General features: G+C 36.1%; 19 protein-coding genes and 1 tRNA gene. 15 read left to right on the top strand and 5 right to left on the bottom strand.

Annotated elements, in window-relative coordinates:
- The first annotated feature begins 225 nt into the window (after positions 1-225).
- The 4 genes from H3R29_RS07665 to H3R29_RS07680 are packed head-to-tail and all read left to right on the top strand — an operon-like array spanning position 226 to position 3,374.
- The gene (locus H3R29_RS07665) at positions 226-1,236 is read left to right on the top strand and encodes a PTS sugar transporter subunit IIB (protein WP_122025685.1); all 1,011 of its coding nucleotides are present in this window, start codon (positions 226-228) and stop codon (positions 1,234-1,236) included.
- A gap of 17 nt (positions 1,237-1,253) precedes the next feature.
- A complete protein-coding gene (locus H3R29_RS07670) occupies positions 1,254-2,063 on the top strand; it encodes a PTS mannose/fructose/sorbose transporter subunit IIC (RefSeq protein WP_046324358.1) in 810 nt (269 codons plus the stop codon).
- 27 nt (positions 2,064-2,090) lie between these two features.
- Positions 2,091-3,005 carry a PTS system mannose/fructose/sorbose family transporter subunit IID gene (locus H3R29_RS07675; RefSeq protein WP_122025686.1) on the top strand — a complete coding sequence of 305 codons (915 nt, stop codon included), beginning with the start codon at positions 2,091-2,093 and terminating at the stop codon, positions 3,003-3,005.
- Positions 3,006-3,011: 6 nt separating this feature from the next.
- Positions 3,012-3,374, top strand: coding sequence for a DUF956 family protein (locus H3R29_RS07680; RefSeq protein WP_198203032.1), 363 nt, complete (start codon positions 3,012-3,014; stop codon positions 3,372-3,374).
- 117 nt (positions 3,375-3,491) lie between these two features.
- On the opposite strand, the gene H3R29_RS07685 is transcribed toward H3R29_RS07680, so the two are convergent.
- Entirely contained in the window at positions 3,492-4,862 is a 1,371-nt protein-coding gene (locus H3R29_RS07685; RefSeq protein WP_110445633.1) for an amino acid permease, read from the bottom strand.
- Positions 4,863-5,048: 186 nt separating this feature from the next.
- Here H3R29_RS07685 and H3R29_RS07690 point away from each other — a divergent pair, with 186 nt between their 5' ends.
- Positions 5,049-5,597, top strand: coding sequence for a GNAT family N-acetyltransferase (locus H3R29_RS07690; RefSeq protein ID WP_198203031.1), 549 nt, complete (start codon positions 5,049-5,051; stop codon positions 5,595-5,597).
- 37 nt (positions 5,598-5,634) lie between these two features.
- On the opposite strand, the gene galE is transcribed toward H3R29_RS07690, so the two are convergent.
- Positions 5,635-6,627, bottom strand: coding sequence for a UDP-glucose 4-epimerase GalE (galE, locus tag H3R29_RS07695; protein ID WP_198203030.1), 993 nt, complete (start codon positions 6,625-6,627; stop codon positions 5,635-5,637).
- 140 nt (positions 6,628-6,767) lie between these two features.
- Between galE and H3R29_RS07700 the strand changes: the two genes are divergently transcribed.
- From H3R29_RS07700 to H3R29_RS07710, 3 genes are all read left to right on the top strand, one after another.
- Positions 6,768-7,526 (top strand): NADPH-dependent oxidoreductase, encoded by a 759-nt coding sequence (locus H3R29_RS07700; protein WP_198203029.1) that lies wholly within the window; start codon positions 6,768-6,770, stop codon positions 7,524-7,526.
- Positions 7,527-7,593: 67 nt separating this feature from the next.
- Positions 7,594-7,666, top strand: a tRNA-Thr gene (locus H3R29_RS07705).
- Positions 7,667-7,882: 216 nt separating this feature from the next.
- The gene (locus tag H3R29_RS07710) at positions 7,883-8,173 is read left to right on the top strand and encodes a HigA family addiction module antitoxin (RefSeq protein WP_198203028.1); all 291 of its coding nucleotides are present in this window, start codon (positions 7,883-7,885) and stop codon (positions 8,171-8,173) included.
- A 27-nt stretch (positions 8,174-8,200) separates the two neighbouring features.
- Here H3R29_RS07710 and H3R29_RS07715 read toward each other — a convergent pair whose 3' ends face one another.
- Complete coding sequence (locus H3R29_RS07715) at positions 8,201-9,172, bottom strand: helix-turn-helix domain-containing protein (RefSeq protein ID WP_198203027.1); 972 nt, start codon at positions 9,170-9,172, stop codon at positions 8,201-8,203.
- A gap of 243 nt (positions 9,173-9,415) precedes the next feature.
- Here H3R29_RS07715 and rhaB point away from each other — a divergent pair, with 243 nt between their 5' ends.
- From rhaB to H3R29_RS07735, 4 genes are all read left to right on the top strand, one after another.
- Positions 9,416-10,888 carry a rhamnulokinase gene (gene rhaB, locus H3R29_RS07720; protein WP_198203026.1) on the top strand — a complete coding sequence of 491 codons (1,473 nt, stop codon included), beginning with the start codon at positions 9,416-9,418 and terminating at the stop codon, positions 10,886-10,888.
- A gap of 190 nt (positions 10,889-11,078) precedes the next feature.
- Positions 11,079-12,347: an L-rhamnose isomerase gene (locus H3R29_RS07725; protein ID WP_046324383.1), complete on the top strand. Its 1,269-nt coding sequence runs from the start codon at positions 11,079-11,081 to the stop codon at positions 12,345-12,347.
- 25 nt (positions 12,348-12,372) lie between these two features.
- Entirely contained in the window at positions 12,373-13,194 is an 822-nt protein-coding gene (gene rhaD / locus H3R29_RS07730; protein ID WP_046324384.1) for a rhamnulose-1-phosphate aldolase, read from the top strand.
- Between the two features lie 77 nt (positions 13,195-13,271).
- Positions 13,272-14,039: a sulfite exporter TauE/SafE family protein gene (locus H3R29_RS07735; protein WP_198203025.1), complete on the top strand. Its 768-nt coding sequence runs from the start codon at positions 13,272-13,274 to the stop codon at positions 14,037-14,039.
- Between the two features lie 94 nt (positions 14,040-14,133).
- Here H3R29_RS07735 and H3R29_RS07740 read toward each other — a convergent pair whose 3' ends face one another.
- Positions 14,134-15,024, bottom strand: a complete 891-nt coding sequence (locus tag H3R29_RS07740) for an AraC family transcriptional regulator (RefSeq protein WP_198203024.1) — start codon at positions 15,022-15,024, stop codon at positions 14,134-14,136.
- Between the two features lie 139 nt (positions 15,025-15,163).
- On the opposite strand from H3R29_RS07740, the gene H3R29_RS07745 reads away from it, so the two are divergent.
- The 3 genes from H3R29_RS07745 to H3R29_RS07755 all read left to right on the top strand — a co-directional run bounded on the left by H3R29_RS07745 (position 15,164) and on the right by H3R29_RS07755 (position 19,046).
- Positions 15,164-16,339 carry an MFS transporter gene (locus H3R29_RS07745; RefSeq protein ID WP_046324387.1) on the top strand — a complete coding sequence of 392 codons (1,176 nt, stop codon included), beginning with the start codon at positions 15,164-15,166 and terminating at the stop codon, positions 16,337-16,339.
- Positions 16,340-16,344: 5 nt separating this feature from the next.
- On the top strand, positions 16,345-18,708 hold the full coding sequence (locus H3R29_RS07750) for an alpha-L-rhamnosidase (RefSeq protein ID WP_232352256.1): 2,364 nt from the start codon (positions 16,345-16,347) through the stop codon (positions 18,706-18,708).
- A gap of 128 nt (positions 18,709-18,836) precedes the next feature.
- Positions 18,837-19,046 (top strand): hypothetical protein, encoded by a 210-nt coding sequence (locus H3R29_RS07755; protein ID WP_198203023.1) that lies wholly within the window; start codon positions 18,837-18,839, stop codon positions 19,044-19,046.
- Here H3R29_RS07755 and H3R29_RS07760 read toward each other — a convergent pair.
- The gene (locus tag H3R29_RS07760) at positions 19,037-19,801 is read right to left on the bottom strand and encodes a MerR family transcriptional regulator (RefSeq protein ID WP_198203022.1); all 765 of its coding nucleotides are present in this window, start codon (positions 19,799-19,801) and stop codon (positions 19,037-19,039) included. The two genes, H3R29_RS07755 and H3R29_RS07760, sit on opposite strands and share 10 nt — an antisense overlap.
- Positions 19,802-19,872: the final 71 nt, after the last annotated feature.

The following is a 19,872-nucleotide window of genomic DNA, read 5'->3' on the forward strand; positions in this document are numbered from 1 at the left end:
GTAGAGCGCTTGACTGTTAATCAAGATGTCGTCAGTTCGAGTCTGACAGCCGGAGCAAAGAGAGAAGAGGACCTGGAAAGGTCCTCTTTTTTTGTGCCTGATGATGTTTAAGTGACGATGGCTATTATATTAGAAATACGTGAGCTAATTTTTAAAGAATGTGACATCAAACCTTTTTAACGATAAAATAATATTGGATATGTTTTATCTAAAGGAGGAAATCTCATGGTAGGAATTATTTTAGCCAGCCATGGTGGTTTTGCTGACGGTATTGCGGAATCTGCGCAGATGCTGTTTGGCGAACAAGATAATTTTGCTCATGTCATTTTGAAACCTGATGAAGGTCCAGATGATATTAGAGGCAAAATGGAAACGGCAATTGCTTCATTTGCAAATCAAGATGAAGTTTTGCTGATAGTTGATTTGTGGGGAGGTACGCCATTTAATCAAGCTAATGCCCTGCTTGAAAAGCATCCTAATTGGGCTATTGTTACTGGTATGAACTTACCAATGGTTGTTGAAGCACTAACGCAGAGAATGGCCAATCCCGATGCTACTGCTCATCAGATTGCAAGTGCCATTATTGAGCCGGCAAAGGACGGTATTAAAACCAAGCCAGTTGACTTAATGCCGCAGGAATCTGCAGCAGCTCAAAAACCGTCCCAACCTGCTAATTCAGCTAATAAGAAAACTATTCCTGAAGGTACAGTTGTTGGTGATGGTCACATTAAGTTTGTCTTAGCGCGAATTGATTCACGTCTTTTGCATGGTCAGGTAGCAACGGGCTGGATACCGACTATGCACCCAGATCGTGTAATTGTAGTTTCCGATAGTGTAGCTAAAGACGAAATGCGTAAAAGCATGATTCGTGAAGCCGCTCCTGCAGGGGTCAAAGCGCATACTGTTCCGTTGAAGAAGATGGTAGAGATTGCTAAAGATCCCCGTTTTGGTAATACACATGCCTTATTGCTTTTTGAAAACCCGGAAGATGTTTTAAAAGTAATCAAAGCAGGTGTTGACATTAAGACTGTTAATGTCGGTTCAATGTCTTACAAAGTCGGAGACGTCAATGCAAATAACGTATTGTCTATGAATCAAGAAGATGTTGATACTTTCCACGAACTTGAAAAAATGGGAGTCAAGTACGATGTGCGTAAAGTTCCAACAGATAAAGAAGGCAATATGGAAGCTATTTTAAATAAAGCCCAAAGTTTGCTTGACGAACAAAACAAGTAGGAGAATAGGAGTAAAAAATGAACGCTATTCAAATGATTTTAGTTGTCATAGTGGCCTTTCTTGCAGGTATGGAAGGTATCTTAGACCAATGGGAATTTCACCAACCATTAGTTGCTTGTACATTAATTGGTCTTGTAACTGGTAATCTAGTTTTAGGTGTTATCCTAGGTGGATATTTACAAATGATTGCCTTAGGTTGGGCTAACATTGGTGCTGCTGTTGCTCCTGATGCCGCTTTAGCTTCAGTAGCTTCCGCAATCATTTTGGTTCAAAGTGGTCAAGGAACAAAAGGAATTGGTATGGCTACTGGTATTGCTATGCCTTTGGCCGTTGCCGGACTCTTTTTAACCATGATTGTGCGGACTATTTCTACTGGTATTGTCCACATTATGGATGCTGATGCTAAAAAGGGTGATTGGCGTAAAATTAATATGTGGCAATGGCTTGATGTTTGTCTACAAGGGTTGAGAATCGCTATTCCGGCTGCATTGCTGTTAGCTATTCCTGCTTCACAAGTTAGATACTGGCTGGGCTTAATGCCAGCATGGCTGAGCGACGGTATGTCAATTGGTGGTGCTATGGTTGTTGCTGTTGGTTACGCAATGGTTATCAACATGATGGCTAGTCGTGAAGTTTGGCCATTCTTTGCCATCGGTTTTGCTCTGGCAGCAATAAAAGATTTAACTTTGATTGCTTTAGGTGCAATTGGCTTAGCTTTAGCACTGATGTACTTATCTTTAGAGTCAAAAGGTGGCAATGGCGGTAGCTCAAATTCTGATAATGACGGTACCGGCGATCCACTCGGCGATATCATAGATGACTATTAGAGTGATATTTAAGAGGAGGATTTTATAATGGCTGATAAAAAAATAAAATTAACTAAAGCCGACCGCTTCAAAGTTATGTGGCACTCACAATTTTTGCAAGCTTCATGGAACTATGAAAGAATGCAGAACGGTGGTTATGCCTATTCACTTATACCCGCTTTAAGGAAACTTTATCCTAAAAAGGATGATATGGCAGCTGCTTTGCAAAGACACCTGGTATTCTTTAACGTTCACCCTTATCTGGTATCACCAATTTTAGGTGTTACTTTAGCCTTAGAGGAAGACAAGGCTAATGGTGCTAAAGTTGAAGACGAAGCTATTCAAGGTGTTAAGGTCGGAATGATGGGACCTTTGGCTGGTGTTGGTGACCCTGTATTCTGGTACACGGTAAGACCAATAGTTGGTGCCTTAGGTGCTTCAATGGCTATTCAGGGTAACGTGTTAGGACCGATTTTGTTCTTCGTTATTTGGAATGTAATTAGATTGGCCTTTATGTGGTATACACAGGAATTTGGTTACAAGGCCGGTTCTGCTATTACCAGTGATATGTCTGGTGGTCTATTGCAAAAAGTAACTCGTGGCGCCTCCATGATGGGTATGTTTGTTTTAGGCTCCTTAATTGAACGCTGGGTTAACATTAAGTTCACTCCGATTGTTTCAAAAACCCCTATTCAAAAGGGTGGCTATATTGACTGGGGATCACTTCCTGCTGGTGCCAAAGGAATTCAGCAAGCTTTAATAGATCAAGCCAACGGCTTATCACTAACCAAGTTTAAAGTAACTACTTTGCAAAACAACTTGGATAGCTTAATCCCTGGTTTAGCCGGACTACTGCTCACTTTCCTTTGTATGTGGCTATTAAAGAAGAAAGTTTCACCAATTTTGATCATTATTGCCATCTTTATTGTCGGTGTTGTTTTGCACGTTCTGCATGTGCTTTAATTTAAAATGGTTGAATCAAAAAATACTAAAGTTGATTTAACGGCAAATGCAACTTGGTTTCGTGCGTTATCAACATACGGTAAAGTAATGGTTGGAGATAAGGCGTTTGAATTCTATAATGAGCGCAATATCTCTGATTATGTCCAAATTCCGTGGCAAGAGGTTACCTACGTGGTAGCGGATGTTTATTTTCATGGACGCTATATACCTCGTTTTGAAATTCGCACTCGTGCAAGTGGTAAGTTTATTTTTACTACGCGAGACAATAAGAAAACTTTACGTGCTATTTGTCAATATGTTCCCGCTGAACATATGCGACAAGCGCTGGGATTATGGCAAAAAATCAAAAGAAGAATAAGACATAATTAAAAAAGTTCCTAGACAAAATCAATTGTCTAGGAATTTTTTGTTAATTATTGGTTTTAATACTTATGTCTACCACAACACCGAATTCCGCAGGAATTTTTTGTTTCAATGCTGGCATTGCTATGCCTTCTTTTCTTTGTGCCAAACTTTAGATACGGTTGACAAAACTATAAAGATTAACAGAGCTGAAACCATTGATACTCTGTTTGCAGGTAAAATTAATAGTAAAATTATCATTAAAATAAAAAAGATTAAAGTCATGTAATCTAAAAAAGGAAACCCTGGCATTTTGAAATCGGTAAGTTCTTGTGCAGGTGTCTTTTTCCGGTAGGCAATATGTGTTAAAAGCATTAGACACCAAATAATTAAAAACATACTGGTAGAAGTAGAAGAAATAAAATTAAAGGCCTCATTGCCAATAATAATAATAACAAATGGTGCTAAGGCCATTAGGCAGGCTGATAGAGTTAAAGCATTTTGTGGTAATTGTCTTCTTAAATGACCAAATGTCTGGTTAAATTTACCCTTACCGTTAAAAGTAACAGAAAATAATAATCGGCCTGCACTATACAAAATACTATTAGTTGAAGAAACAGCTGCTGAAATGACAACAAAGTTGATAATTGAACCAGCATTGCGAATGCCAGTTGCTGCTAAAGTCTGCACAAATGGGCTAGAGTTAGTAGCCACCTTATCCCAGGGAATAACGACCAAAATGGCGATAATAGCGAGAACATAAAATAATATTATCCGCATTGGTACTTCGTTAATAGCCTTTTTAATCGTTACCTTAGGATTTTGGGCTTCGGCAGCAGTCAATCCGACTAGTTCAACGCCAACAAAGCTAAAGATAACCATTTGAAAGCCAGAGAAAAAGCCGGTACTCCCTTTAGCAAAGAAGCCACCATGCGCAGACAAGTTAGCTAGAGTAACGGGACCAAAAGTGGTTTTGCCACCAGTTATTAACAAATAGGCTACTAAAATCACAAAAGCAATAACAGTCACAATTTTAATAATAGCAAAACTAAACTCCAAATTACCGAAAAGTCGGGCAGAAAGCAAATTAATAAATAGTAAAATTGCGATTGTGATCAAGCCAGGCACCCAGGTGGGCAAATGGGGAAACCAGTACTGGAAATATATACCTAGGGCTGTCATTTCTGCCATGCCTAACGTAACCCAACTAATCCAGTAAAGATAACCTGAGATAAAGCCAGTATTTTTACCTAAGTACTTTTCAATAAAATCAATATAGGTATGCTTGGATAAGTCTGAAACAATTAGCTCACCCAAAGCTCGCATTAGTAGAAATAAGAAAACACCAACGACGACATAAATCAGAATGACACTGGGACCGGCTCGTCTAATGCTATTACCTACGCCTAGAAATAAACCAGTACCAATTGTCCCACCCAGGGCAATCAATTGAATATGCGCGTTAGTCAAGGTTCGTTCGTAACCAGAACCGTTATTTTCCTCTTCTTCGCTCATTAAATCACTCCAAATACTTAAAAATTAGTTACATTATTAAATTATAGCATTATACATAAGCGTATGTTTTTAACCAAACTAAAATTTGAACAAATTGTAAATTTTGTTATGTTAAAAAGGGCTTTATTTAAAGACAAATTGTAGTATCATATATTTTATTAAAAATAAATTAAGGAGGAAGATTTAATGTTTACCATTGGCCAATTTACTGTTAATAACTTGGAGATTAGTTTGGTATTACCGGAAGTCAGTCATGCGGAAGCTTTATATAAAATTATTGTCCATGACCGTGATCAGCTGGCACATTTTTTACCTTGGGCAGGTAAGATAGCGAGTGTCAAAGATGAAGTTGATTTTATTAAGGCAATGCGAGTTGACACCGCTAATTATAAGAAACTGGTACTAGTTGTTCTTGTCAATGGCAAACCAGTGGGAATGGTTGACCTGCACAATATTAAGCTGAAAAATGAAAGCGGCGAAATAGGCTATTGGCTGGGACAAAAATATCAGGGTAACGGAATCATGACCCAGGCCGTTAAAAAGTTAGTAGACGTATCATTCAACCAATTTGGATTACACAGCATTAAATTACTGGCAGATCATAATAATAAACCTAGTAGAGCCATTGCAGAAAGACTGCACTTTGAACATGTGGCCAGGCTTAAAGATGAAGTCAAGTATCATGGCAAGTTCTGTGATATGGAATTATACATCACATTTAACCCTAAAAATTAGTCAAAAAAATTGCTGGTAAAATTTACCAGCAATTTTGTTATTTGTCTGCATATCCTTGAGGATGACTTTGGTGCCATTTCCATGCACTGGTCATCATATCTTCAGCGTTCTCATGTTGCGGCTCCCAGCCTAAAATAGTTCTGGCCTTAGCAGAATCTGCAACTAAGCTGTCAGGATCACCTGCACGGCGTGGCCCCATAGTATATGGAATTTCAACATTGGTAACTTTACGAGCCGCTTGTAAGATTTCCAAGTTGGAGTAGCCGTGAGCAGTCCCGAGGTTGAAAACATCAGATTTATTAGTTGTAACTAAGTGTTTTAATGCTAATAGGTGTGCGTCAATTAGATCTTCGATTTGAACGTAATCTCTGACGTTAGTACCATCTTTAGTGTTATAGTCGTTACCAAAAATGGTAAATTTGCCATCGCCACTGACAGCACTTTTTAGAATGTTGGGGATTAAGTGCGTTTCCGGAGAGTGATCTTCTCCGATTGACCCATCACTTGCGGCCCCAGCTACGTTAAAGTAGCGCAATGCAATTGACTTGATACCATCAGCTTTGTCTGCCCAGTGCATAATTTTTTCCATTATTACTTTGGTTTCGCCATAAGGACTGATTGGATTAAGCGGTGAATCTTCAGTAATTGGCAACTTCTTAGGGATGCCATATGTGGCAGCGCTGGAAGAAAAGACCAAATAATTCACACCCGCATCTTTCATTGCTTCCAATAAGGAAATCATGCCAGAAACATTATTATCATAATATTTAAGTGGCTTTTGCACAGATTCTGGTACTAAAGAATAAGCAGCAAAGTGCATGACTGCCTCAATCTTTTCTTTACGCAAAATTTGACTGACTAAAAACTTGTTTTCAATATCTCCTTGGTAAAACTTGGCTTTAGGATTAACTGCCATTCTGTGTCCTGTATATAAAGCATCCAGGACAACAACTTCATTATTTTGTTCGATTAATTTTTTAACAGCTACTGAGCCAATATAACCAGCACCGCCGATAACTAAAACGCGCATAATTTCCTCCACTGGATTAGTAATTTTGTATTCCGTCTAAATTTTAGCACATTCTGGCCGTTTAAAAGATAATTTATTGACAGTAAAATAAATTTGCAATAGAGTTACTTTTAGTAAGATAGTAAGAAAGAAGTATCAAAATGATTCATAATTCAACCATTAACCAGCAAATTAATCACCGTTCTATCCGTAAGTTTAAAGATCAAACACTAGATGCAGAACAATTAAATACTTTGTACACAGTTTTTCAACACACCGCGACGAGCATGTTTATGCAAAATGCAACAATGCTTCATATTACTGATGAAGGTAAAAGAGCTAAAATCAGGAAATTGTGCGGCCAAAAATATGTCGGGGCAGAAGGAGATTTGTTTATCTTTGTGGTAGATTTATACCGCAACCAGCAAATTCGCCGCCAGTTAGGTAAAGATGACGGCCGCGTTCATACCACTGATATTTTCTTTCAAGGACTGGAAGACACATTACTTGCTTGGCAAAATGTGGCTAATGCGGTTGAAAGCATGGCTTTAGGCTATGTGCCACTAGGCACTATTAATGATCACCCGTTAAAAATGTTGGAAGTGTTGAACTTGCCTAAACTGACATTTCCAGCTTTAGGAATGCAGGTAGGTATTCCCGACCAAGAGCCGCAATTGAAGCCGCGTTTGCCACTAGCATTTACTACTTTTGAAAATGAGTATCCGCGTGATTTTAAAGTGGGAGACTTGAAAGACTATGATCAAGTAGTTACCACTTACTATGACTTGCGGGATGCTAATAGACGCATTGATTCCTTTACCAAACAAATAGCCGGTGATAAATTAAATGATAAAAGAATTGACCGTGATGAGTTGCCGGAATTACTGCACAAGCAAGAACTTTGCCTAGATTGGAAATAAAATAAAAGTCGTACATTTGATTGCACGACTTTTTTTGTTTTGGTATAATTTAAACGTTGTGAAAGTTGCTGATTTAGCTCAGTTGGTAGAGCGTTTCCCTCGTAAAGAAAAGGTCGCCAGTTCGATTCTGGCAATCAGCATTCAGAAATTTTAGATAGCTCAAAACCTTTCAAGAAGTCCTAATGGGACAGCACTTGAAAGGTTTTTATATTGCAGCTGTATTAGCAAGATTTAGATAATTAGGTAAAACTTCAGAATAAACTGAAAACCTTTTGCGCATATAAATTTAGTATAAAAACAAAATATTTTTATAAATATATAAATTGTTGATTATCACTAATTGAGAGGTTAATAAAATGAGTAAAATTCCAACACCCACAATTGGAGAAATATTAAAGGAAGAATTTATGAAGCCGCTACAAAATTCAGCATATAGGCTAGCAAAATTAATAGGTGTGCCAACTTCAAAAATTCAAAATATATTGCATGATAGAGTTGGAATAACAGTCGATACTTCTATTAGATTAGGAAGAGTATTTGGCGTGAGTAACAAGTATTTTTTTAATTTACAGGAAGATATAGCTTTTCGTAAACAGATTTATCAATATATTAATTGGCTTAAAAGTAAAAGATCATTCATGACCTAATTGAGGTTAAATGAATGATTTTTTTATTTAAAAATAGCGAATTTCACTAGGAAGGCAGTTAAATTTATTCTTAAACTTTTGGTAAAAGAAAGTTTTGTTTGAAATTCCTACCTTTTGAATAATATCAGAAATTGACAAATTAGTTGAATTAAGTAGGTTGTATGCATCTAGTAGCCGTTGTTCAGTTAGTGCATCTGAAAAAGATTTACCCACAGTTTTCTTAAATAAATTGCCTAAGTAAGAGCGACTATAATTGGTCTTTTTTGCAATATAAGATAGAGAAATGTTGGCACTGTTAGCAGATATTTCTTTCAAAATATAAAGAATAATATCGGGAGTATTTTCTTTTAAAATCTTGTCAGAATGGATGTTGGTATTTCTTGATAACAATATCAATAACGAATTGAGGTAACTGTCAATTAGCTTATCAGAAAAATTCTTGTCAAAGTAATATTCTTCAATTATTAAATTGGCTATTTGGCGAATTGATGATTCAGTATGCTTTTTTCTATAAATCATAAAATCATGTGAGTTGTCATTGGCCAAAATAAAGCTGGACAGAACATTCTTGGTCTTGCCAATGGTTCTTAAATTTTCTAAAGAGAACTTGATGTTATTTCTGAAAATAATATTTATCAAAATGTCATCTTTACCCAGAGTAGCAATTGAATGGGTAGTGCCGACACCTAATAATAAAATATCGCCTTGGTTTAAATAAATGGTATGACCATTCACTTTTTCCTTGGCACTTCCTGATACCATATAATTCATTTCCAAGAATGTATGGGTATGTTTAGGATAGGGCGCAAAGCGGTTGTGCTTACTGACATATATATTTTTACCTTTAAAAAATTCCTCCGTAAAAATAGGCACAAATTTTTTGTCTGAAGCATGTAGCAAGGTTTTATCGTTAAAATCATTAATAAAAAGTTGTTCATTATATTGCTTTTTTTCCACCGGATTTAGTTCTTTTAGTTTGCTTAGTAATTCATTGTTCATCCATTTACTACCTCAAATATAACTACCTATCATATTGTTATTTGATATTATCTTCAGAATAGATAAGTTTATCAAAAATGCAATTAATACTTATGTTATGGTGCTATAAAACTAATAAATAAATAATTCAAATAAAAATCAACCTACCAATATGATACAATACGCAACCTTATATGTCATTGTAAGCGGTGACATTTTAACGTATAAATATAACTGTAAGGTTTGAAAGTGAGGTGATTACAATTGACAAAGACCTATGTGGCGGTAGACATTGGTGCTTCAAGCGGCCGTCTGATGCTAAGTCAATTAAAAAATGGCAAAATGGTCTTAACAGAAATGCATCGTTTTAAAAATGGTTTTACCTTAAAAAACGGACATGACCGCTGGGATATTGACCATATTATCAAAGAGATTTTATTAGGTCTTCAAAAAATAAAAAGAGCTGGCTTTAGTAAAATTTCTTTAGGAATTGATACTTGGGCAGTTGACTATGTTCTAGTAGGAAAAGATGGAAATAAGCTTGATGATCCGATTAGCTATCGTGATAAGAGAACCACGAATGCAATTAAGGAATTAACAGCTAAAGTATCTAAGGGACAGATTTATCAAAAAACAGGAATCCAATTTCTGGATTTCAATACTCTATACCAGTTGTTTGAGGAAAACAAGGAACTTCTGGCTCAAACAGATAAGATCATGATGATTCCTGATTATATCGGATATGTTCTCACCGGAGAAGCTGTTTTAGAGACAACAAATGCTTCAACTACGCAGATGTTGAGTCTCAGAGAAGGCTTGTTTGATCAGAATCTGCTAAAAGAAGTTAATGTGAGACAGGATCAATTTCCTAAATTAGTTGATGCTGGTACCCCGCTTGGTAAACTGAAGCGAGAAGAATTTCAAAGTTATGATTTGCCTGATACTGACGTGATTACAGTCGCAACCCATGATACAGCTTCAGCTGTAGTCGGCACTCCTGGAATAGGACATCACTGGGCATATATTTCTTCAGGCACATGGTCGCTTTTGGGAACAGAACTCAATGTTCCAGAAAATGGTCCAGATGCATATAAAGAAAATTACACTAATGAATGGGGAGCTTATGGCACCTATAGATTTTTAAAAAATATCATGGGGCTGTGGATGGTTCAATGTGTAAAACGTGATTTTAATGACAAGTATTCCTTCAGTGAATTAGCGCAATTAGCAAGCAAAACTAAACCGTTTAGTCAATTTATCAATATTAACGATGAACATTTTGTCAATCCCGAAAATATGATCCAAGAAATTCAAGCTTATTGTCAAGAAACAGGCCAAAGAGTTCCAAAAACACCTGGTGAAATAGCGATGGCGATTTACTCCAATTTAGCTTTATTTTATGCTTATGAAATACAAAAGTTAAATCATATTATAGGATACCAAATTGATACTTTGAATATTGTTGGTGGTGGATCAAACGTTGCCTTGCTAAATCAGTTGACGAGCACAGTTGCTGGCATTGATGCTTACGCTGGACCAAGCGAAGCTACAGCAATCGGTAATTTAGCAGTTCAAATGATTACCAGAAACGATGTTGCAAATGTTTCAGCGGCGCGACAAATTATTAAAGATTCATTTGCAATTAAGCATTTTAAACCTGAACAGGGTAAGTATTTAGGAACCCTTGATGACTACATTAACTTTTTGCACACAGCTAAACGGGGTGGAGCAATATAACAGTGGGCCCAGTTAAAATAAAAAATAAAATCAGTGTCAGAATGCATCATAAAAATCATATGCAATTGTCCACGATATTTGAACGAAAATTTGTGCAGTAAGCAAACCTTACAGTAGACCTATGCATGCAAGCTCAAGCGATAGTCTAGTTATTTATGTTTAGAAGTTTTTTAATAAAAGGAGAATAATGATGGTTAGTGAAAAAGCAGTTGAAACAGCATATCAAGTTGCTAAAGAACGCTACGCAGAAGTCGGTGTTGATACAGAAAAGGTTTTAAAGAAGTTACAAAATATTCGTGTATCTCTTCCTTGCTGGCAAGGAGATGATATCCACGGCTTCTTAACGCCAGATGCTGCTTTGTCTGGAGGAATTGGCGTGTCGGGTAATTACCCTGGCATTGCAAGAACACCTGAAGAATTAACTAATGACTTGGATGAAGCCTTTAAGTTAATTCCAGCCAAGCAAAGATTGCAACTGCACCAAATTTACGCTGTGACTGACGGTAAAAAGAAGGATGTGTCTGAAGTTGGACCAGAAGACTTTAAGTTCTGGGTTGACTGGGCAAAGAAGAATGATATTTACCTTGATTTCAATCCGACATTTTTCTCAAGTCCTAAAGTAAAAGAAAATATGACTTTAGCAAGTCCTGAAAAAAGCGTTCGCGATTACTGGATTCAAGTTGGTAAAAATGCACGTGCAATTTCTAATTACTTTGGCGAAGAGCAAAAAGCACAATCGATCGACAACTTCTGGATTATGGATGGTATGAAGGATGAACCTATCAGTAGATTGGATCCACGTGAGCGTTTGATTGATTCATTAGATCAAATTAACGAAGAGAAATATGATGAAAAGAACACCATGGAATCATATGAAGGCAAGTTGTTTGGTACCGGTGTTGAAAGTTATACGGTTGGCTCTCACCTCTTTTACAACAACTATGCTTTAACAAGAGGTAAAGATTGGTGTATGGATATTGGCCACTTCCATGAAGCTGAAGATCCTTCTGACTACTTGTCATCATTCTTAGCATTTGGCAAAGGCATGTTCTTACACTTATCTCGTCCAGTTCATTGGGACAGTGATCACGTACCTGCAATGAATGACATGTTAATTAAAATGATGCGGGCTTTGGTCAGAGATGATTTATTATCCAAGACAGTTATTGGCTTAGACTTCTTTGATGCCTCAATTAATCGCGTTTCTGCCTGGGTGATTGGTACTCGTTCAGCACAAAAAGCTCTGCTTTTGGCATTGCTGGCTCCAATCGACCAATTAAAAGATGCAGAAAATCACTATGACTATACCCTACGCTTAGCAGAAACTGAAGAATTAAAGTCATTCCCATTTGGTGCTGTATGGGATGAATTCTGCTTAAGAAATAATGTTCCCGTAGGGATGGATTGGTATCAAGAACTTAAGGATTATGAAAAGAACGTTCAATTTAAGAGAAATTAATAAGAAAGTTTCTGGAGATTAAATAATGGCTAAGTTTATCAATTCAACATTTGTTAAAGATATGTGTAATATCACTCGTCAAAGCTATGACAATGGCTGGGATGAGCGCAATGGCGGTAATATGAGTATCCGTATTATTCCTGAAGAACTAAAGGAATATGAAGACGTTAAAGAAGTAAAAAGAGTTTTTGATCTTGGCTTTGACGCTAGTTGTTTGAAGGGGCAGTATTTTCTAGTCACAGGCACAGGACGCTATTTTAGGAATGTTTTCCAAAATACCGAAAAAGATTTGGGTTTAGTTCGTATTAGTGCTGATGGCCAAAAAGGTGAAATTGTTTGGGGTTACACTGATGGTGCTTTGCCCACAAGTGAATTTCCAACTCACTTAATGAATCACTATGCTCGTTTAAAGCTCGATCCCAGGCAAAGAGTAGTTATGCACTGCCACCTAACCAACTTGATTGCAATGTCATTCACTCAGCCACTTGATGAAAAGTATTTCAGTAAAACTATTTGGAAGATGCAAGCTGAATCAATGCCAGTTTTGCCAGAAGGGATAGGAATTATTCCTTACGAAACACCTGGTACTACAGTTATTGGTGAGCACACAGCTGCTAAAGTTGCGGATGGCTTTAGAGTTGTTATGTGGCCACACCATGGCATATTTGCAGTGGGTGACACACCGGATGAATGCTTCGGTTTAATTGAAACTGTTGAAAAAGCGGCTACTATCTTTACAGCGATTCAAGCGCAGGGTGGTAACAGGTTAGACGAAATAACTGATAAGCAATTGGTGGAAATTGCCAAGTATTTCCATGTTACGCCCAGGGAAGGGTTTTTAGATTAAAAGCAAAATGAGTTGAGTATAAAAGAAAGTCGGAGTTAGTTAGCTTCGACTTTCTTTGTGTAAGGGAGATAACAATTATGAGTATGCCAATATTAGTTATTTTTTTAATTTTGATGGGTATCATTTCAGGCATTATTTCTGCCGTTGCCAGCATGGCATCTTTGGTATCTTATCCAGCCTTATTAATAGCGGGCTGCTCACCAATTGCAGCAAATATCACCAATACAGCTGCCTTAATTTTTACGGGGCCTGGCGTACTTTTAGCTTCTGCCAAAAAAATGAAAGGCCATTGGCAAGAGTTCAGCTTCTACTGTCTTTTCTTGTTATCCGGCGCGGTGGCAGGAGGACTGCTTTTAATCTCTTTTCCTGGAAAAGTCTTTGAAAAAATAGTCCCGTTTCTGGTGCTTTTATCTGCGGTTGGTTTAATAATGACAAGTGGCAAAAATAGTAATAAAAATGAAGCTAGAAAAAGAACTAAAGGGAAGGCTTTTTTAGCCTATATTGGTTTGTTTCTAGGAGGGGTTTACTCTGGTTATTTTGGTGCTGCTGCTGGTGTAATTCATTTGATTTGCATTAATTATCTATCTGATGATGAATTTTATACTATTAATGCTATGAAAGATATTGTAGGTGCTTTAGCAAATTTAGTAGCCTTAATTGTTTTTATTTTTGGTGCTCATGTCAACTGGATGATGGCTATATTGCTAGCAATTGGCTTATTTATCGGTGGCTATATAGGTCAATATAGTATTAAGTTCCTATCTTTAAAGATTGTATCTTGGATTACCTTTGCTTTTTCAATTGTTTTAGCAGGTTGGTTATTTTATACTGCTTATTTTGGCTAAAATGAAATTTTTCCACTTAAGGACTTATAAAAACAGTGAGTTAAGTACGAATTTGGATACTTAATTCACTGTTTTAATTTAAAAAGTTCATGGTTTATTTAACTGTTTTACGAAATTGGTCAGGAGTAACGTTATTTTGCTTTTCAAAAGTTTTAAAAAAGTAGCTGACACTTTTATAACCTATCAACCGTGAAATTTCTTCCACCGAATAATTTGTCTCTGATAAGTATTTTTTAGCTTGTTTCATCTTTTCTTGCATAATAATTTCTTTAATAGTCAGTGTAGTATGTTTTTTAACGTATCGTGATAAGTAAGCCGTACTGTAACCAAAATTTTGCGCTAATTGTTGGACAGTGATAGTTTGAACGTTATCTTTTATTGCGGATATTACGTTTAAACTTAGGCTATCGATTCCAGTGTAAGAATAATAATTTTCATGACTCAATTGGTCAAAAAAGATAAGTAATAACCCCAGCATTGCGTAATTATAATGATAATTATTGGTAACATATTCAGATAAAATTCCGTTAATTATAGGTAAATATCTAGATAAGCTGGTAGGGGAAAAATAGAGGTAACTGTTATTACCTTTATCACAAAGAAAATTACATAAATAATTGTCTTGCTGTAAAAATTCAGCAAAAACACCACCTGCAAAAATTTCCGGTTTAATGCAAATATTGATTACTTGTGTCTTAGGATCTTTGACCTTTAATGAGTGTGCACTATGTAAATTCATTAATAGTAACGAGTCGGGAAGTAAATAAATATCTTTATTATTAATATTGCTAATTGCAATACCATTAGTAATAAAAACAAATTCGTAAAAATCATGTTTATGAAAGGGTACAGGAATATCTAAATCGTGGCTTACCACAAAGATTTTTTCAGAATTTGGTATATTGCTTGAACGAACCAAATTTGGAATTTTAAAAAAATCATTTCTTGAAAGCTTAGGCAATTTATTAGAATCAATCAATTTCATTTTTGGTAATCCTCAATGTCATAAAAACACACAAACTTATCATAGCACAGTATTGTAAGCACTTACAATAAGCTGTTAATATGACCATGAAAAAAAGATAGGCCTATCAATGAAAGTTATTATGTAAGAGGTATTCGTTATGAATAAAACAAAAATGAAAATAAGTATTCTAAGTATGAGCTTACTAACAATGAGCTTCTTAGTAATCACTAATGCATTTGGGGCGATGACAAAGTCTTTTCCAGATGTTCCTGTCGCTAAAATTCAAATGATAGGAACAGTTCCTTCTTTAGGAACACTAATTGCCACAGTGGTAGTTGGAACTTTGGCCGTTAAATATTCAAAAAAATTGTTATCGTTAATTGGTTTGGGAATAGCTACGTTGGGCGGTTTATTACCGCTATTAGTTCATAGCAGCATTGATGTTTTAATCGGATGTGCTTTTATTCTGGGATTTGGCTTAGGCTTTGTTAACACCTTAATTCCTATGCTCATTTCAATCTTTTTTGAAGGAGAAGAAAGAAATGCAATGATGGGTAAGAATACAGCGATGAATAGTTTAGGCTCTATTTTAATGATGCTTGGCGGTGGACTTTTAGGAGCTAAGAATTGGGTTAATTCTTATTGGGTATTTCTTTTAGGTATATTTGTTTTTCTCCTAGTGCTGTTTGCCTTACCGAATGATAAAGTAGACCGTAGTGAAAAGAATGCTAGCGGCAATATTTTTGGGATTTTAAAACATTTAAATGGATATGTCTGGCTGATAGGATTTGTTACTCTTCTAATGGGGATACTTTACACAATCTATCCGACTAACTTGTCAATTATTATTGGACAAAAAGAACTAGGTAGTACTAGTATTACGGGTATTATCAATGCTGTTGGTACAGCGGGCGGCTTTATTGCCGGCTTTAGCTTAAAGTATCTGAACAAAGTATTTAAGGACAAAATAATTGCTGGTGGTTACATTACTTTGGGAGTTACTTTCTTACTGGGAAGAATTGCCAATAACCTTATTTTAATTGGTATTGGCGGTGTCCTTTCAGGTTTTGCCATGTCTATGATTATGTCCACAATTCCGTTTTATATGTCTGTCCTTTCACATAAATATGAATTAGCAGTATCAATGATGCTTTTCCAATTTATGAATTCCATAGGAGGTTTTATTAGTCCTGTATTATTAAATTTACTTCACATTAAAGTTGGTGAAAGTTCCTTTACTTTTGGGTGTGTAAGTTGCTTTGTAATTGGTATTATTTGTATTTTGACAAATCTTGGTAAAAAAGTTTTGTCTAATTCTGTCAAAGAGGGATAGTAGAAATGATTAAAAATAGTGAAGATAAATGGTTAGGAAAATGGATAAGTTCAGATTTTGCTGAGGTTAGTAAAGAACCAGAGTTTTCTTTAGCTGACATGTTTGGTGGCAAAAAGGCACCAGTTCCCAAGCCTGTTGCTGAACGATTACATGCGCCAATAGTTTTTAAGAAAATTTTTAATGTAGCTAAAACTATTAATTCTGCCAAACTAGCAATTACTGCACAAGGCTTGTATCAGGCATATTTAAATGGTCAGAAGATTGGTGATGCCATCTTTACGCCAGATTATACGCAATACCAAGAATATTTACTATATCAAACTTATGACATAAAAGATCTATTAGTCAGAGGGCAAAATGTGTTGACAGTAGTTGTAGTAGATGGTTGGTATGCCGGCAGAATCGCTGTTTCAGGCGAAAGTTGTCAGTTTGGTGATCGGTTAGCATTACTAGCTGACTTAACAGTTGAATATGAAGATCACAGCTTTTTAAAAATTGGTACGGATAAGTCTTTTACTGTTGGTACCGGCAAGTGGCGTTATGCAGATGTCGTTATCGGTGAAAAACAAGATCTGCGCATTAAAAATGAGTTAGCTACTAATACTCCTTTTGCTAAAAGAGCAGAAGTGATCGATGCAGATTATGAGCGCTTAGCCCCACAATTTGGCCCGCTGGTAAAACGAATGCAAACTTTAACAGCAAAAAAGATTTGGCAAGAAGAAAACAAGTTAGTAGTTGATTTCGGTCAAGTTATAACGGGACGAATTCGGCTAACAGCTACTTTTAAAAAGGATGTTGATATTAAGATTGAACATACTGAAGCTTTGGATCAAGATGGTCATTTCTTCAAAAATATCATTGGTCGTAATAAGGATCAAGAAGATCATGTGATTGGCAATGGGATGTTGGAAACTTTCGAGCCTGACTTTACGTATCATGGCTTCAGATATATTAGGATCACTGGCCTTGAGCAAGCAGATATTCAAGATTTGACTGCGATAGTTATTTTTAGTGATATGAAAAGAACTGGTGAAATAAGTACTTCTAACCGGCAAATAAATCGGTTACTACAAAACATTAAATGGAGTCAACAGGGAAACATGTTGTCTATTCCCACTGACTGCCCGCAGCGTGAACGTGCTGGTTGGACCGGTGATATGCAAGTCTTTGCACCAGCCTCTACTTTTTACTACAACGTAGAAAATTTGATTCGTCGCTGGCTAAAAAATGTGCGGATTGATCAGCAAAAGGACGGGGAAATTATTGACTACTCACCAGCTCCTGCCAGCTTTTATCAAAGCACGTTAGATTTTAAAGGCAGCTTAAGTTCAGCTGGTTGGGGCGATGCAATTATAATGGTCCCATGGACTTTATATCAAAGATATGGTCATAAAGAGATTTTGACCGAAAATTATGCTGCGATGAAGAAGTGGCATAATTATAGTGTCAAAAGTGCTGCCGGTGATAAGAGTGGCAATGATCGCTACATTTGGGATACTACATTTCATTATGGTGACTGGATGCTTCCAAGCATGATGATTGGAGATCCTAATCCAATGAAATCTGCTGCAGCAACCAAAGACGTGGTTGCTACTGCTTTTCTAGCTCGTTCTTCTGACCTTCTAGCTAAAATAAGTAATGTTTTAGGCGAAAATGGTAACGAATATACTGTATATTCGAACAAGGTTAAACAGGCATTTGTTGAAAAATTTGTCAAAGAGGGAAGATTAACTAGTGACTATCAGGGATGTTATGTTCTGGCCTTAGCATTTGATATGATTAGTGATACTAATACGAGAAAGAAATTACTAAGTAGATTAGTGGCATTAATTCATAATAATCATGACTGCCTGGATACAGGGTTTTTATCTGTTCCTTATTTGCTGGATGTATTAGTTGATAATGGAGAAACTGATTTGGCCAGAAAGGTCTTTCTCCAGAATAAATGTCCGTCTTGGTTATATGAAGTTGACCATGGTGCAACAACTATTTGGGAATCATGGGCAGGAATTCAACCAGATGGTAAAACAGGAACATTTTCGTTCAATCACTATGCGATGGGGTGTGTTCTTGACTGGTTTATTAGAAAAGTTGTTGGTCTAAAAGAGGTTAAACCTGGATTTAAGGAAGTAGAAATTAAGCCTCAGATAAAAGGTGTTGTTGATGATTTCCAAATGAAATACTTGAGTGAAAATGGCTTGTTTACAATAAAATTGCTGAATGGAAAATATGAATTTACTATTCCTGAGGGTTGTAAAGCGATAGTATATCTTCCAGATGCTGCTGGCTTTTTAAAGAAATACCCTGAAGCCAAAAATCAAAACACCGGAATTAGTGTAAAATCAGGTACTTATCAATGGGAATATTAATGCAATAAATAAAGGATTGGTCCAAACTGGTGGGCTGATCCTTTATTTATATGCGATTTTTCAAAAAGGTTAAAATGTTTGCCAACGTATGTACTATAATTTTGTAACTTAATATGATAGCAGGCATTATGAGACAAAAACAAACTTTTTTAGATAGAGTTTTGCGATTTGCTCAGGAATTAGGTAATGTAAAAATTGATTTACCCGCTCCTTATAAATTAATTATTCCTTATGGTGGCAGAAACAAAAAGCCTTTCAAAACAATTCTTAGTGAATTAGTATTTGAAAGGTTTTATTTTGTAAATATGATTACATGGATTAAAAAAGTTTACGCATAATAATCAATGATTGCTTTCAATATTTTCGCAGCGACAGGATTGCCAGTGCCTTTTTCATAATATTTGCTAAAACGTGGGTCACACACATACATTTGGGCAAGTTTCTTATGTGCTTCTCCCGAATACTGACCTTTAGGCCATATTGTCAATAAATATTCTTTATGTAGGTCAAAAAGATGTTTGCCAGCAGCTTGTTTGATATCAGCAGTCTTTTTAAAGTTCTTTAATTCAGTTAAAATTTCAGCGGACAATTTTTTGAAATGTGCTAATTCATTTTCAGATAAAGAACTAAATTTTTCATTACTAAGATCTATTTGAGCATCACCATATTTCTCCCTGATTTCTGCGCCAAATTGTTTTTCATTTTTGTTAATCATTTCTTTTTTTAATGTGGCAAATTTTTCCGTGTCAGTCATTTGTGCTTCTCCCTTCATTGTTGCAAGTGTCTTGTCTAAATTCCTAATCAAATCATCTAGATATTGCTCTTGAGCAACTAATTTGCTGCGCTGATTTCGTAAAACTTGATATTGAGTTTCCGGTGAAGTCTGCATTACTTGTTTTATTTGTTCCAGTGGCAAATCAAATAGCTTTAAAAATAGAATTTTCTGCAATTGATCAACTTCGCTTTCCTCATAATAGCGATAATTATTTTCGGGATTCCTGCGCGCTTTTAAAAGCCCTTGTTTATCGTAATAGCGTAAAGTTCGTGATGAAATGCCAGCTAGTTTTGCTAGTTCATTGATAGAATACGACATGTTTAAAATCTCCTCACTTGCAAAATTAAGTATATTGGTTGACGCAGCGTCAAGGTCAAGCACGGAAAATG

This window comes from Lactobacillus sp. M0393 (assembly GCF_016102025.1).
GTDB classification, from domain to species: domain Bacteria; phylum Bacillota; class Bacilli; order Lactobacillales; family Lactobacillaceae; genus Lactobacillus; species Lactobacillus melliventris.

Bases quoted from the DNA above. Each gene is read 5' to 3' on its own strand.
- H3R29_RS07755 (WP_198203023.1), top strand. From the start codon at position 18,837: ATGAGACAAAAACAAACTTTTTTAGATAGAGTTTTGCGATTTGCTCAG.
- galE (WP_198203030.1), bottom strand. From the start codon at position 6,627: ATGCGCGTTTTAGTTATCGGCGGTGCTGGTTATATTGGCTCAGTAGCT.
- rhaD (WP_046324384.1), top strand. From the start codon at position 12,373: ATGGCTAAGTTTATCAATTCAACATTTGTTAAAGATATGTGTAATATC.
- H3R29_RS07685 (WP_110445633.1), bottom strand. From the start codon at position 4,862: ATGAGCGAAGAAGAGGAAAATAACGGTTCTGGTTACGAACGAACCTTG.
- H3R29_RS07700 (WP_198203029.1), top strand. From the start codon at position 6,768: ATGATTCATAATTCAACCATTAACCAGCAAATTAATCACCGTTCTATC.
- H3R29_RS07670 (WP_046324358.1), top strand. From the start codon at position 1,254: ATGAACGCTATTCAAATGATTTTAGTTGTCATAGTGGCCTTTCTTGCA.
- H3R29_RS07760 (WP_198203022.1), bottom strand. From the start codon at position 19,801: ATGTCGTATTCTATCAATGAACTAGCAAAACTAGCTGGCATTTCATCA.
- H3R29_RS07675 (WP_122025686.1), top strand. From the start codon at position 2,091: ATGGCTGATAAAAAAATAAAATTAACTAAAGCCGACCGCTTCAAAGTT.
- H3R29_RS07740 (WP_198203024.1), bottom strand. From the start codon at position 15,024: ATGAAATTGATTGATTCTAATAAATTGCCTAAGCTTTCAAGAAATGAT.
- H3R29_RS07715 (WP_198203027.1), bottom strand. From the start codon at position 9,172: ATGAACAATGAATTACTAAGCAAACTAAAAGAACTAAATCCGGTGGAA.
- H3R29_RS07690 (WP_198203031.1), top strand. From the start codon at position 5,049: ATGTTTACCATTGGCCAATTTACTGTTAATAACTTGGAGATTAGTTTG.
- H3R29_RS07680 (WP_198203032.1), top strand. From the start codon at position 3,012: ATGGTTGAATCAAAAAATACTAAAGTTGATTTAACGGCAAATGCAACT.
- H3R29_RS07735 (WP_198203025.1), top strand. From the start codon at position 13,272: ATGAGTATGCCAATATTAGTTATTTTTTTAATTTTGATGGGTATCATT.
- H3R29_RS07745 (WP_046324387.1), top strand. From the start codon at position 15,164: ATGAATAAAACAAAAATGAAAATAAGTATTCTAAGTATGAGCTTACTA.
- H3R29_RS07725 (WP_046324383.1), top strand. From the start codon at position 11,079: ATGGTTAGTGAAAAAGCAGTTGAAACAGCATATCAAGTTGCTAAAGAA.
- H3R29_RS07710 (WP_198203028.1), top strand. From the start codon at position 7,883: ATGAGTAAAATTCCAACACCCACAATTGGAGAAATATTAAAGGAAGAA.
- H3R29_RS07750 (WP_232352256.1), top strand. From the start codon at position 16,345: ATGATTAAAAATAGTGAAGATAAATGGTTAGGAAAATGGATAAGTTCA.
- H3R29_RS07665 (WP_122025685.1), top strand. From the start codon at position 226: ATGGTAGGAATTATTTTAGCCAGCCATGGTGGTTTTGCTGACGGTATT.